We start from the raw sequence: 13,387 nt of genomic DNA on the forward strand, positions 1-13,387 counted from the left end.
GCCGGCGGCCCATTCATTCTTCGCCTACAGAATTCTTTCCTGCAATGCCTTGATCACGGCTTCCGCGCGCGAATTGACGTGCAGCTTGGCGTAGATGTTTTTGAGATGAAAGCGCACCGTCGGAATGCTGATGTGCAGCGTGTCGGCGATGACCTTGTCGCTCAGACCCTGGGTGAGCGCGCCGAGCACCTCCAGCTCGCGTTGGGAGAGATCGGCGCGCAGCTTGTCGCTGCGTTTCTGGCCGTGAAAATACGCCAGCACGCGCTTGGCAATCTCGCTGGACATGGGTGCGCCGCCGGCGTGCGCCTCGCGAATGCCTTCGCACAACTTTTCGACGGCGGAGTTCTTCAGCAAATATCCCACCGCGCCCGCGCGCAGCGAATCGAAGATGCGGTCATCATCGCTGTAATTGGTCAGCATCAGAATTTTCAATTCTGGAAATTCTGCGCGCAGCAATTCCACGCATTCGATGCCGGACTGCCCGGGCATGCCGATGTCCATTAGCACTACCTCGGGCGATACCTCGGGAATTCCCGCCAGCGCCTCGGCGCAACCGCAAAATGCGCCCACGCACGCGAACCCCTCGGAATTTTCCAGCAGCCAGGAGATGCTGTCCCGCACCTTGGCATCGTCATCCACGAGGGCGACGGCAATGCTCTGATTTTTGTTCTCCATGCGCAACTCTATCGTGAAGAAGAAAGGGGATCGGAAATTTCATCCGGATGAAATTCGATTTGGGGCAACGGCTCCGGCAGATTGTGCAAGGCCGGCGGGCCGAGATAGGGTCGCAGGCTGCGCAACAACGCCGCGACCTCCACGCCGCAGCAGCGGCCGGGCACCTGCGCGAGTTTTTCCACGCCCTTGTGAAGCTGGCTTTGCATGCCCACCAGGTTGTGCATGCGGTAATGATAGAAGCCGGTGGCGATATTGACCAGGCCGTGAAAGAGATTGCGCTCCACCGGCGTGCGCGCGTCCATCCACAATTCTTCAAGCTCGTCATGCGCTTCAAAGAAATATTCACGATTGAAGAAGTCGATGCCGCGCGCCAGCCGCGCGCGCAGATTTTCGATAAACCGGCCGGACAAGGCTGTTTGTTCCTGTATTTATGCGGGTTTCATGATGATTCTGAAGAGCCGCAAGACCTCGAATAGCATATCCGCCGCCGCGGACCTCCTGAGATCTGAAGCAGCGCCTTAGCGCAGCAGAACCATCTTCCTGCTGGCCGTGAATTCTGCGGTTTGAATGCGATACAGATAGACGCCCGCTCGCAGGGGATTGCCTTCGGGGTCGTTGGCATCCCAAATCACTGTGTGCCCGCCGGCGTCCTGAGTTTCATCGAGCAGGCGCTCGATCAGGCGGCCGGTGAGATCATAAACGGTCAGGCTCACGCGGGCAGCACGCGGCAAATGATAGCGAATGGCGGTACTGGGATTGAATGGGTTGGGATAGTTCTGGCTCAACTCGAAGGCCGCTGGCGATTCCGGCAGCGCCGTGGTCACGCGGGTGGTGGTGTTGCGATACTTGTAGACCGTGCGGCCGGCGGCATAGCCCACCGTGTCGCCGAGAAAGCGGAAACGATTGAGCCGCACGCCGAATCCGGCTGATTGCCACGTCTCCCCGCCGTCACTCGTCTGGTAGGTCGGGTTGGTGCTGTTGCCGCCGATCCAGCCGCGCTGTTCATCAATGAAGCCGATGCCCTGCACGAAGTAGTAGCTGTTCGAGAACAGTTTCTCCTGCCAGGTGCGGCCGCCATCCGTGGTTTTGAGGAAGAAGATGGGTGATTCCCTGTTGCGTTGCAATGAGACATAACCGGTACGCCGTGTGGGAAAAGAAATCTTCCAGCACCATTCGCCGGTGCGGGTGGTGGTGAACCGTTTCTCCCACGTTTCGCCTCCGTCAGTCGTGTGGAGAATCACACCGCTGGAATTGTCATGATTCGCATTGGTCAGCCCGACGGCGAAACCGGTATCCGCATCAAAAAAGTAAACATCGATCAACCCAGCGGCATGTCCGCGCATGTCTTTCGTGCGCCAGGTGCGGCCGCGATCGGCTGTGCGCGCAAACGCCGCCGGTCCGCGCACCCGGCCGACGGCGCAAACTACCGAATCATTCACCACATGCATGCCGCACAACCCGGCAGGCGTGAATCCGACAAACGACTTCACCGGCAGCCAGTTGCGACCACCGTCGCTGGTTTGATAAAGCACGGTGCTGTCAGTGGCATTGAACTCGCCCGGCCCGACATTGCCGGCCCAGCCGTGCAGTGAATCGAGAAAACCGATTGACCGGAAATGCGCGGTGCTGCGCTCGAGTTGCAGTTGCCAGGAAATGCCGCCGTTGTCCGTGCGATAGATTTGGCCCGAGCCGTTGACGATCCAGCCGGTCGCGGCCGTCACGAAGTGAACATCATTGTAGCGCGTCAGAATCGGGACGGAACTGAGCGTCTGCCAGGTTTGGCCTGCCGCCGTTTGCCCCAGACAGGCCGGCAGCAGAACCGCCATCGCGCAGGCTGCTTTGCGCATCATTGTGATCTCCTCTCAGGGCAGCGGGATGCGGGCGACCACCCGCGTGCCGCGGCCGATTGCCGAAGTGATTGCGCACGTGCCGTGCAGTTTTTCTGCGCGGCTGCGCATATTGGTTAAGCCGTTGCCGCGGCCCTGGCCCAGGCGCGTGCTGGCGAAGCCCCGGCCGCAATCCTCGACCACCACCACCAGGGCCTTGCCTTCCAGTTGCAGGCGCACCGCCGCGCTGGCACTGCCGGAATATTTGGCCATGTTGGTCAGCGCCTCTTTTGCGATCAACAGCAAGCCGCGCCGCAATTCCGGATTTAGTTTCAGCCTGGCAATCGTGGGATCGACTTCAAAAGTCAGGGCGATGTTTTTCGCTTTGCAGATCTCGTTGGCAAAATTGCGCAAGCGATGCCACAGCGCCTCAAGCGAGTCATGTTTGGGATTGATCGACCACACGACGTCACTCATTTCCGTGGAAAGCTCGCGCGCCACCGTGCCCATGCGGCTGATGGCATTCTCGATGCTGTCAGGCGCCGCCGGGGAGGGGTTGCCGCCTGCTTCCGGCGCCGGCCGCGCGCGGTATTGGCGCAACGCGATTTCCGAGAGCAGGCCGATATGCGTCAAGCCCGCACCGATGTCATCATGCAAATCGGTGGCGATGCGGCCGCGGATCTTTTCAATCTCCAGCAGTCGCCGCACGCGCAGCCGCACCAGTAAAACCACCAGGCCGCTCAATCCCGCAGCGGCCAGCCCGAGGAACCACCAGCGCCGCCACAGCGGCGGAACAATGGTGAAGACCAGGCGCGCCGGCGCCCGGCTCACCACGCCGGCGGCATTGAGTGCCACGACCTCGAAGGTGTAGGTGCCCGGCCGCAGCGTGGCATAGGTCACCTGGCGCTGTTTGGTCGGACCCTGCCATTCGGTATCGGCGCCGATCAAGCGATAGCGATACTGCACGGCGCCGGCCTCGCGAAAGCTGATGCCGGCAAAATGAATCTCGCAGACGTTTTCGTCATGGGAAAACCGCAGCCCGTTTTGCAGGACGACCGCGCGGCCCTTCACCCGCAAGCCGGTGAGATGAATCGGCGGCGGCGCCGGCGCGAGGTCATCGCGCTCGGGCGCGTAGAGTGTCAACCCTTCCCACGTTAAAGCCCACACGCCGGAGGTCGCCGGCCACTTGCCCAAAGTGCCGATTTGCCTGCCGCGCATTCGTTCGGGAGTCACCAACTCGCGCGCTGTGGCAGATTTGGTGTACTGGATGCCCTGCGAAGTGCCGAGCCACATTCGGCCGCTGTGGTCCTCCACAAAGCAGTTCACCGCATTGCCCAACAAGCCATCCTTGGTGGAAATAGTCTCGCAACCGTTCGCCGAGAGGATCGCAATCCCGTGGAAGCGTGTGCCGATCCACATCTCGCCGTTGCTGTGCTGCAGCAAGGCGCGAATGAAGTTGTCCGGCAGGCCGTCTGCGGTGGTGAGTTTGCGTTGCAGCCGGTAGCCGTCGCCTTCCGGAGCAAAGACTGACAGGCCCTGCTCAAAGCCGCCGAACCAGAGGTTGCCGTCGCGATCCTGATGGATGGCCAGCACCGTGGCATCCGGTAGTCCGGTGGCCACGGTGTGCATGGCGCGCACGCGGCCACTGCTGAGATCGACTTGAACCACGCCGGCGTTCATCAGGCTGCACCACAAGTGGTTGTTGCGATCAATGATGAAGCCGAGCAAAATGGCTTGCGGCAGTTCGCTGCCCGCCGCCAGAGTGCGGCCGGCAGTCAGTGTGGAGGGCTGGCGCAGATGGCGCGTCACGCGGTACTCCCGCAATCCGCCTTGGGCGAAACAAACCCAGAGGCTACCGTCGCGCGCGAAGTCAACGGAGTAGATACGGCCGGGCAGTTCGGGGCGCTCCAGGCGGTGCAGGTATTTTTCCCACTTGTCGCCGGGATTCTTCCAGATTTCCCACAGGCCGGCACCGGAAGCCACGAAGAAATGCCCGGCAGAATCCACGGCCGCGGCGCGATTCATGGCCGAGGGCCGCAAGTCCGTGAGGGGAAAATCAAAGCTGGCGCGCTCGGCCAATTTGCACAGGCCTTTGCTGAAACCGCCGAACCAGAGATTGTCCTCGCGATCGCGCCGGCTGCAGGCAATGGTGTTTTCGAGCAGGCCATTCTCAGTGGTGTAGCGAATGATTTCGCCCTCGGCAAAATCATCGCGGTGGATGAATCCGATGCCGTCGCCGGTGCTGATCCACAAATAACCGTACTGGTCAACGATAACGCTCAACCCGCCCAGCCGCGAGGCGCCAAACGACAAGCGCCGCGCCGCAACAATCTCGCGGTCACGAATATGATAGACGGTACTGTCGCGCGCCACGATCCAAATGTCGCCTCGCTCATCTTGCGTCATGCCGAATGCCGGTTCGGAAAAATGCCGTATCGTCAGCAGGCGTTGTGCCTGCCGCTGCTGCGGGAGATACCGGTAAACATGGGCATCGATCCCGACGAGGAGAAGGCTGTCGCTGATCGGATGAATGAAGGATACGGCACCGGTTTGGTTGTCGATGGGAATCAAGCGGGCGCGGCCCTGCTGCACCATGTAAACGCCGGCATAAGTGCCGCACCATAGTGTGCCGGCGCGATCTTCGATCAGATCGTGCACGCTGTTGCCGTCGGCGGAGCCGGTTGCATCCAGCCGGAAGCTGGTGAACCTGCCGCGTTCGAAGCGGGCGACGCCGTCCTGCGTTCCGATCCACATCACGCCGGGGCTGGCTTGGCTGGCGGCCAATGCCCAAACCTGATTCACCGGCAGGCCGTCCACCACGCTGTAAGAACGGAATTGCACGCCGTCAAAAACCGCCAACCCTTCATTCGAGCCGATCCAAAGATAGCCGCCCGAGTCCTGCTCCATGGCCGTAATCCAATTGGAAGGCAAACCATCTTTGGTGGTGTAATGTTCGAACGGAAGAACTTGTGCAGCGCTCTCCGCAGCGAGGACAAATAGCAGGAAGAGCCAGCCAAGGTTGTGGAGGGCAGTCTTTGTTCTGAGGGTCATGCGGCGCAGCGCAGGGTAGGGCAACGCCCCGGATAGATGATCAATTCAAACCGATCAAAGAAAATCGCCAACTGATAGAAACAACCCAACCGATGGAATAGAATTGTATCGGTTGGGTTGTTTCCATCAATTGGAGATACCTCTTTTCTTTTGAGGCAACAGTTTCTATTTGAAGCAATCAACTTCCCTTGTCCTTATCAAGAGAGGGGAGTTGCCAGCATTCTTCTGACTCGCTTTCTTACTTTTCTCTCAAGAGCTGGAGCTGGGGGAAGTGAGTCGTTGGGCATCAACAGATTTAACTTGACCTTGCCAAGTTAGCCGCTACTTGAATATTGCATCATTTCGTGCCCTTTTTTCCTGAGAATCAATTCTCAGGCTGAAGGCTGAGGTTGCCTCAAGGCAACTGACCACCTTTGGCAGCGGCGCCCCGCTCAAGATGAGACCAGCGCCAACCGCGCCATCCCTGCCAGTGAGTTCTTTGCCATTTGACGGCCGAAGTGAAGAACAGCCGGCTCGTGCGCACGAGGCCGGCTGTTCCATTTTCTTCACGCGGAAAATGCACTACGGTGCCATGGCCGGCGTCGTGCTCACGGCTTTGAAAGCATTCAGAATGCCGCCGGTCACCATCTTGCCCTGCAGCCCGGATTTGATGTCGACCGAGTTCATCAGGTGTTGCTTTAACTGCAAGTTGGTGAGACCGGGAAATTGCGCCAGCGCCAGCGCCGCGATGCCGCTCACGTGCGGGGTTGCCATCGAAGTACCGGAGAGGGATTGATAGCTGTTGTTGGGCGTGGTGCTGAGAATGTCCTTGCCGGGCGCGGCCAAGTCCACGCTGGTGAGACCGTAGTTGGAACCGGGCGTCGGCAACACATTGCCCACGCAGCCGCAGATGCCGCCACCACCGCCGGAGCCGAACAGCGCGAGATTGCCCTTGTTGTCGATGGCCGCCACCGCCAGCACGTTTTCGACTTCGTAGTTCGAGGGATAATTCGGCGTGGCGTCGTTGTCCGTGCCGTTATTGCCGGCAGCCGCAACAAACAAGGCATCCTGCTGGTTCGCAAATTTGATCGCATCTTCCAGCGCTTGCGAGCGACCGCCGCCGCCCCAACTGTTGTTCATCACGTGCGCGCCAAAGCGGGCGGCATAGGTGATTGCTTCCACCGCGTCCGACAGGCTGCCCGAGCCGCTGCTGCTGAGAAATTTCAACGGCATGATGCGGACGTTCCAATTCACGCCCACCACGCCCACGCTGTTGTTGCCTGCGGCGCCAATGGTGCCCGCCACATGCGTGCCGTGAATATTGTCATCGAAGGGATCGTTGTCGCGATTGACGAAATCCCAACCGCGCCAGTCATCGATGTAACCGTTGTTGTCATCGTCGATGCCGTTGCCGCTGCGCGGATCATTGGGATCGGCCCAGGGATCCTCGCCGGGATTGGTCCACATGTTGGCGCTGAGATCGGGATGCTTGTAGTCCACGCCAGTGTCAATCACCGCCACCAACACCTCGCTGCTGCCTTTCTGCACGTCCCACGCCTCGGGTGCGTCCACGTCGGCGTCCGCTGTGCCGCCGGTCTGGCCGGTGTTGTTGAGGCCCCAAAGCTGGCTGAATTGTGGATCGTTGGGAATTTCGCTGGCATAGTAGAGATAATTGGGCTCGGCATAAACCACGCCCGGCCGGCTTTGCAGCTCATCGACCAGGGTGTTGACGTCTTTGCCCGTCGTGTCGCGCACCACGAAAATGTCGCTCGGCCCGACCGACTTGGAGGAGGGCATGGCCGCCATCAAGCTGGGGTCACTGACTCTGACCACGACTTCGCCGGGAACGAACAACGGCCGTTGCTCCTGCTGGGTCGTTTGCCCGCTGAACATCATGGCCAGCAGTAACAGGGCCAACAGGCTCCACCATTTTTTCATGAAATGTCCTCCACAGTGGGAATGATGATTCTGCCGGCGCCAACCCAATGGATTAACAGAATGGCGCCGGCGTTTGGGATAGCAAGCAGGGGGGGAGCAAAAGCCGGGTGGCAGCAGACGAGCCGGCGGCTGTGGCTCGCGGCGAACGCGCGCCGCCGCAATTGCGCTGCCCGCGGCACTTACGGCTTCTCGGGAATGCGATATTCGAGATTCGGCTCCGCGTATTCAACCTGGGGATGGGCACGGCACTTTTCCAGTACCTGATCGAGTGATTGCCCGGCCGGCAGGCGATAGACGCGCACGCCGATCGCCGGCAAATCACGCACCTGCTCCAGACCCAACGCGGCAGTGAAGGCCTGCACCGAGTCGGCCAGCGCCGCCGGTTTGAACTTGATCAGAACCTCCGGTGGCCGGGCGGCGGCGGTGTTCGCCGTTGTGGCTTCGCGCTGTTGTTCGGCTTGATTGCAGGGCGGCAAGAGAGAGGCGGTAACGGCGGCAAACATGAGTGCAATGAAGAGCTTCATGAGTCTTGAGAAACGAGGCAGAGGAGGTTGCCGTGTCTCTGCCTGGTTGCATTGCGCCGGTGGCTGCGGAGGGCTAAGAGGCAGCGCCGGTCAACGATCGGCAACTGGCTGCAAAGTAGCAATCCCAAGCTGCGATGTCAACCGGAATTTGCAGCGCTCACTGCCAGGTCGCGCGCAGAATGGAGAGTTGTTTGGCGCTCAACAAGGTTTGCTGGCGGAAAATGATGATGCCCGTTGCCGGCGCCTCCAGGCCGTGCAGCACGGCCGCGCTGAATTCGTCATCGGGCACTTTGTGCGCCCCGCCGAGATCGGTTTGGATGATGGGACACACCGGCTTGTTGGTTTCGCGCGCGGTGTATTGCACGAACTGCGAAATCCACTCCACCGGCCGGCCGCAGAGTTCGTGGTAGAGCATCGGAGAGAAGACGTCGAAATGGCTGCTGAGGCGGCGGTAATCCTGGCCCAACATGTTGATCAGCGCGCGGCCATATTCTTCGCGCTGCCAGGGCACGCTGAACAGTCCCAGTACTACTCCTGGCTTCTTGGCAATCGTTTCGCGCGCCTGCTGGGCAAAGTCTGCAATCACGCCGATCTTGTAGATGATCCACTCGCGGCGATGGTGAGTGAGAATCCAGTTGGCTTTGGCAGCGAGCAGGCCGGCTTTGGCATTTGCCGGACCGCCGTTGCTCGTGTCGATCGGCAGGTCTTCCGGAATCACCAAGCTGCTGCTGCGTTCGAAATCCGCCAGCGTCGAGTCGCAGAAGCAGGTTTCCAGCAAATCCGGAGTGGGCGTTTCCCAGTGGCCGCTGAAGCGCAGAAAGTCGAGCCAGATGCCGTCGAAACCGGCATCGCGTTTTTGTGCAATCTGGCGCAGGAGGCGCGGCCAATACCAGCGCTGCGTCGGGCAAATGCCGTTGCCGGGCACCGCGGCCACGCGATTGCCCTGGCGATCCACCGGCCGGAGCTGGGGATACCGCCGCCAAGGCGCATTTCCGCCGAAGACATTCATCGTGGTGTAGACTTTGACGCCGATGGATTTGAGTGTCTGGTGCAGTTCCGGCGAAATCGTATCCACAAAAACCGCATTGATGTTGTTTTGATAAAGCGCGGCCGCGGTTTCCTTGGGCGTGCCGGCAAACGGGCCTTCCGGCGTGAAGCCCCACAGCGCACGCGTTTGCGCTTGCGCCCAGGCTGCCGGGCCCGTGCTGCCGCAAAGGGTGAAGGTGAGCAAAAGGGAGAGGTAGAGTTTCATATCAAGTATCACCGGTGAAAAATCAGCAGAACTGTTGAGTCAGGTGGCCGTCCGAAAACACTACCGCCCGGGCGCTTCAGCATGAACAAGAACATCGCGCGTGTGCGGCGGCGCGACTTCAAGCGCGTTTAGATTGAAAACCATGCCGCCGTCGCGCCGTCCGTACCACGCCGTGCTAGATGCCGCCGCTGCCTTATGCTCAACTATCCTTCAATGGTAGCGGTGGCGGGGCATGATGTGGGCTGCTCCCGCTCAGGTATCTTATCGCAACGCTCCCGAAAACTATTTCCAGGGTAGAGCTTGTCGAAGCCAATTCCAGCTTGAACTCTGCCAACCCGCTAGTATCAAGGTTGATACCCACCCAGTCAGATCTCACTTTCTCAATCAGATCGCTTGAGGCAACGCACGTGGTGCCGAATATCATCTCCCCTTCAGACATGCACCTGGTGCCCCAACTCATTTGAGATTGAACGAGGAAGCAACGCTGGAAGGTGATTTCGGCACGCCGTGAGATTTGTTTCTCCCAATCTTCAAGCAAATCAAGGATCAGCACCACTTGGTCTGCAGAATCGGTACGAATGAACTTTATTTCATGCAGAACACTGTCATGCCAGAACAAACTACCGAGTAATTCGATAGCGCCGCTAGACACGTCCCGTTTGATGATTTCAGTCTCTTCGCTCATTTCTAGTTACCACGCAGGCGATCTAACACGTCTTATTCGACTGGGGCACGCTACAGGGCCTCACGGTCGGTGGTTTTTTCATTTCTGGACAGACACTGAGCATAATTACAACGTTGAGTACACCCTGTCTTCTCCCGAAGGGATCAGGCTGGCCCCTCAACGTGGTCGCATGTAATAGCTCACGGGCATTGCCCTGGGAACGGATGAGATTTGTCGCATGCTGACCCGACGGGGCGTCATACCTGACGTGGCTATGACGCCCCGTCGGGGCTTGTTGATGTCTCATGATCACTGGTTTTCCAGGGTGTTGCCCTTCGCTTCTGCATTTCGCCTCCTTCGGGGCTGCTTGACTTTGCCTTGGAATTCGACGCAACGTTGTAGTACTATTTTCCAACGGATCGATTCAATCCCGCGGAGGGATTCCATCGGTTGGGTTGTTTCTATTCGTTGGAAAATTTTTGAGCTGTCCGCAGGGCGCAATTCCTCAGCTTGTCTAAATGACTTGCCCAGGCTTTTGTTGTGTCTCCTCCCGCAACGCTTCCGCTAAAATCTCGATCACATGCAGCGCCTGGCGGCCGGTGGCGTGTTCGATTTGATGCCGGCAACTGAAGCCGTTGGCCACCACGCGATGCTCCGCGGGCAGCGCGCTGAGCGCAGGAAACAGGCGCTGGCCGCCGATCTTCAGAGAAAGCGCGTAATGCTCCTTTTCATAACCAAAGACGCCCGCCATGCCGCAACAACCGGAATCCACTTCGGTGACGTTGCAGCCCGCTGCTTGCGTGAGCGCGGCTTTCGAAGTCTCCGTGCCGAACAGCGCCTTGTGATGGCAATGGCCGTGATAGAGAATATTCTGCAGCAGCGGCTTGAAGGCAACCGGTGCCTCGTTTTGCTGGAGATGCTGCATCACGAAATCCTCGATCAGCAGGAAATGCTCGGCCACCATTTTGGCTTTGTCGATCTCGCGCACCAGGTCGGGATAATCTTCCGTCACTGCCGAGACACAACTCGGCTCGCAACCGACAATCGTCAAACCCTGCTCGGCAAACACCGCGAGCCGATCGACAACCGCTTCCGCGCGCGGCCGCGCTGCCCGCAACCTGCCGTTGGAGATGAGCGGCCGGCCGCAGCAGCCGGCATCGGCCAGCACCACGCGATAGCCCAGCGCCTCCAAGACTCTGACCGCCGCTTTGCCAATGTCAGGCTCGTGGTAAGAAAGAAATGTATCATTGAAGAGCACGACTTGCGGACGCTGGAGATCATCATTGTCCTGGATTTTTCGGCGCTTGAACCACCGGCCAAAACTCTCTGCGGCATAGAGCGGCAGCACGCGGCGACGGTCGACGCCGAGCGCCATTTCAAAAAACCGGCGCATGGCATTGCTTTGCAGCAGGCGATTGGTCAAGCCGGGAAAGAGAGTGCCGAGGCGGCCGAGCACCTCCGGCCGTGTGAACAAATGCACGCGCAGCGGCGTGCCGTGCTCGTCATAGTAGTGCGCCAGAAACTCGTATTTCAATTTGGCAACATCGACGTTGGAGGGGCATTCCGCCTTGCAGCCTTTGCAGGCCAGACACAAATCGAACACTTGCCGCAGCCGCGCGGTGGTGAATTGCGCTGGGGAGATTGCGCCGGTGAGCGCGGCGCGCAGCGCATTGGCGCGGCCGCGAGTGGAATGTTCCTCGTCGCGGGTCGCCATGTAGGAGGGGCACATGGTGCCGCCCAGGGTTTTGCGGCAGGCGCCCACCCCGGTGCACATTTCGACGGCGCGGTCAAAGCCGCCATCCGCCTGAAAGTGAAAATGCGTATACAGCGGCCGCGCGTGATAATGCGGGCCGAGGCGCAGATTCTCCGCGATGTCCTGCGCGTCCACGATCTTGCCGGGATTGAAGCGGTTGTGCGGATCGAAGGCGGCCTTGATTTCGCGAAACGCCTGATAGAGCTGCGGGCCGAAGAAGACGGGATTGTGAAAGCTGCGCACCAGGCCGTCGCCGTGTTCGCCGCTCATCATGCCGCCGTAGTGCATCACCCGCGCCAGCACTTGTTCGGAAATGCTGCGCATCAGGCGGACATCTTCGGCTTGTTTGAGATTGATAATCGGCCGCACGTGCAGCAACCCGACGCTGGCGTGGGCATACATCGAAACTTCGCGGCCGTGGCGCTGCACGATGGCGATGACGTCGCGTATGTAGTCCGGCAGCACCGCCACCGGCACGGCGGCATCCTCGATGAACGGCAGCGGCTTGAAATCGCCCTTCATGCTCAGCATCAAGCCCAGGCCGGCCTTGCGCAAGCTCCACACGGTGTTTTGCTCCGCCGGCCGCAGGGCGCGAGTGCAGGCATAGGCCCGGTGCTGCCGTTGCAACTCGCCTCCCAGCTTTTCGAGCTTGGGCAGAATTTCGTCGAGGTGATCGCCGAAGAATTCGATCACCAGCATGGCGTGCGGCGCGCCTTGCACGAAGGACGCGGCGCGCTTGCGATTCTCGAGGTTCTGCGCCGCGAGCGTGAGGATGAGATGGTCGAGCAATTCCACCGCCGCCGGCTGGTATTCCAAAATTGCGGCAGTGGCGCGCAGCGCATCGAAGAGATCGTCAAAATGCGCGAGCAAAAGCGCGGTGGCCTTGGGCAGCGGCGCCAGGCGCACGGTGGCCGCGGTGAGGAAAGCGAGCGTGCCTTCCGAGCCGCATACCAGTTTGGCGAGATTCCACTGCGGTTGATCGAGCAGCTCGTCGAGCGCGTAGCCACCGGCGCGGCGCATGACTTTGGGAAAGCGCGCGCGGATTTCATCGGCGTGGGTGCGCACGATGCGCTGCGTCTCGCGATGAATCCGGCCTTCGAGATCCGGCTGCCGGCATTTTTCCTCATAGGCCGCCGGCGAAAGCGCGCCCCAATTCACCACGCTGCCGTCGGAAAGCACGGCCTCCAGCGCCAGCACTTGATCGACGGTCTTGCCGTAGCGAATCGAATGCGCGCCGGAAGAGTTGTTGGCAATCATGCCGCCCACGGTGGCGCGATTGGAGGTGGCCACATCCGGCGTGAAGTGCAGGCCGCTGGGCTTGAGCTGCTCGTTCAAATTGTCGCGCACGAGGCCCGGCTCCACTCGCGCCCAGGCTGCTTCCTGGTTGAACTCGAGCACACGCGTCAGGTATTTGGAGCAATCGACCACCAAGGCCTGGCCGACCGCCTGGCCGGCGAGGCTGGTGCCGCCGCCGCGCGGCAGGATTGCAACGTCATACTTGATCGCAGTGCGAACCGCCTGAATCGCCTCCTCACGATCGCGCGGCAAAACCACGCCCACCGGCGGAATTTGATACAAGCTTGCATCCGTGCTGTAGAGATAGCGGGTCACCTCGTCGAACAGAACTTCTCCCCGCAGTTTGCGTTTCAATTCGGCTTCTAACTTGGCGGCGTCGGAGGCTTTCATCTTCACAAAATGGAATTTTTGCGGTGAACGGGGATTGAA

General features: G+C 60.0%; 9 protein-coding genes. All 9 read right to left on the minus strand.

Annotated elements, in window-relative coordinates; all coding sequences use genetic code 11:
- Positions 1-24 precede the first annotated feature (24 nt).
- Entirely contained in the window at positions 25-675 is a 651-nt protein-coding gene (locus L6R21_01230; GenBank protein ID MCK6557792.1) for a response regulator transcription factor, read from the minus strand.
- Positions 676-683: 8 nt separating this feature from the next.
- A complete protein-coding gene (locus L6R21_01235; protein ID MCK6557793.1) occupies positions 684-1,085 on the minus strand; it encodes a DUF309 domain-containing protein in 402 nt (133 codons plus the stop codon).
- A 108-nt stretch (positions 1,086-1,193) separates the two neighbouring features.
- Positions 1,194-2,525, minus strand: a complete 1,332-nt coding sequence (locus L6R21_01240; GenBank protein MCK6557794.1) for a T9SS type A sorting domain-containing protein — start codon at positions 2,523-2,525, stop codon at positions 1,194-1,196.
- A 12-nt stretch (positions 2,526-2,537) separates the two neighbouring features.
- Positions 2,538-5,552, minus strand: a complete 3,015-nt coding sequence (locus tag L6R21_01245) for a histidine kinase (protein MCK6557795.1) — start codon at positions 5,550-5,552, stop codon at positions 2,538-2,540.
- Between the two features lie 561 nt (positions 5,553-6,113).
- The gene (locus tag L6R21_01250; protein MCK6557796.1) at positions 6,114-7,469 is read right to left on the minus strand and encodes a S8 family serine peptidase; all 1,356 of its coding nucleotides are present in this window, start codon (positions 7,467-7,469) and stop codon (positions 6,114-6,116) included.
- A 179-nt stretch (positions 7,470-7,648) separates the two neighbouring features.
- Positions 7,649-7,993 carry a hypothetical protein gene (locus L6R21_01255; protein MCK6557797.1) on the minus strand — a complete coding sequence of 115 codons (345 nt, stop codon included), beginning with the start codon at positions 7,991-7,993 and terminating at the stop codon, positions 7,649-7,651.
- Between the two features lie 157 nt (positions 7,994-8,150).
- Positions 8,151-9,245 carry a putative glycoside hydrolase gene (locus L6R21_01260; GenBank protein MCK6557798.1) on the minus strand — a complete coding sequence of 365 codons (1,095 nt, stop codon included), beginning with the start codon at positions 9,243-9,245 and terminating at the stop codon, positions 8,151-8,153.
- 199 nt (positions 9,246-9,444) lie between these two features.
- Entirely contained in the window at positions 9,445-9,930 is a 486-nt protein-coding gene (locus tag L6R21_01265) for a hypothetical protein (GenBank protein MCK6557799.1), read from the minus strand.
- 493 nt (positions 9,931-10,423) lie between these two features.
- Positions 10,424-13,312 carry an FAD-binding protein gene (locus tag L6R21_01270; GenBank protein ID MCK6557800.1) on the minus strand — a complete coding sequence of 963 codons (2,889 nt, stop codon included), beginning with the start codon at positions 13,310-13,312 and terminating at the stop codon, positions 10,424-10,426.
- Between the last annotated feature and the right edge of the window lie 75 nt (positions 13,313-13,387).

The organism is bacterium (genome assembly GCA_023150945.1).
Classification (GTDB): Bacteria; Zhuqueibacterota; Zhuqueibacteria; order Zhuqueibacterales; family Zhuqueibacteraceae; genus Coneutiohabitans.

Coding starts and splice junctions, on each gene's coding strand:
- L6R21_01230 (MCK6557792.1), bottom strand. CDS start 675: ATGGAGAACAAAAATCAGAGCATTGCCGTCGCCCTCGTGGATGACGAT.
- L6R21_01240 (MCK6557794.1), bottom strand. CDS start 2,525: ATGATGCGCAAAGCAGCCTGCGCGATGGCGGTTCTGCTGCCGGCCTGT.
- L6R21_01245 (MCK6557795.1), bottom strand. CDS start 5,552: ATGACCCTCAGAACAAAGACTGCCCTCCACAACCTTGGCTGGCTCTTC.
- L6R21_01250 (MCK6557796.1), bottom strand. CDS start 7,469: ATGAAAAAATGGTGGAGCCTGTTGGCCCTGTTACTGCTGGCCATGATG.
- L6R21_01255 (MCK6557797.1), bottom strand. CDS start 7,993: ATGAAGCTCTTCATTGCACTCATGTTTGCCGCCGTTACCGCCTCTCTC.
- L6R21_01260 (MCK6557798.1), bottom strand. CDS start 9,245: ATGAAACTCTACCTCTCCCTTTTGCTCACCTTCACCCTTTGCGGCAGC.
- L6R21_01265 (MCK6557799.1), bottom strand. CDS start 9,930: ATGAGCGAAGAGACTGAAATCATCAAACGGGACGTGTCTAGCGGCGCT.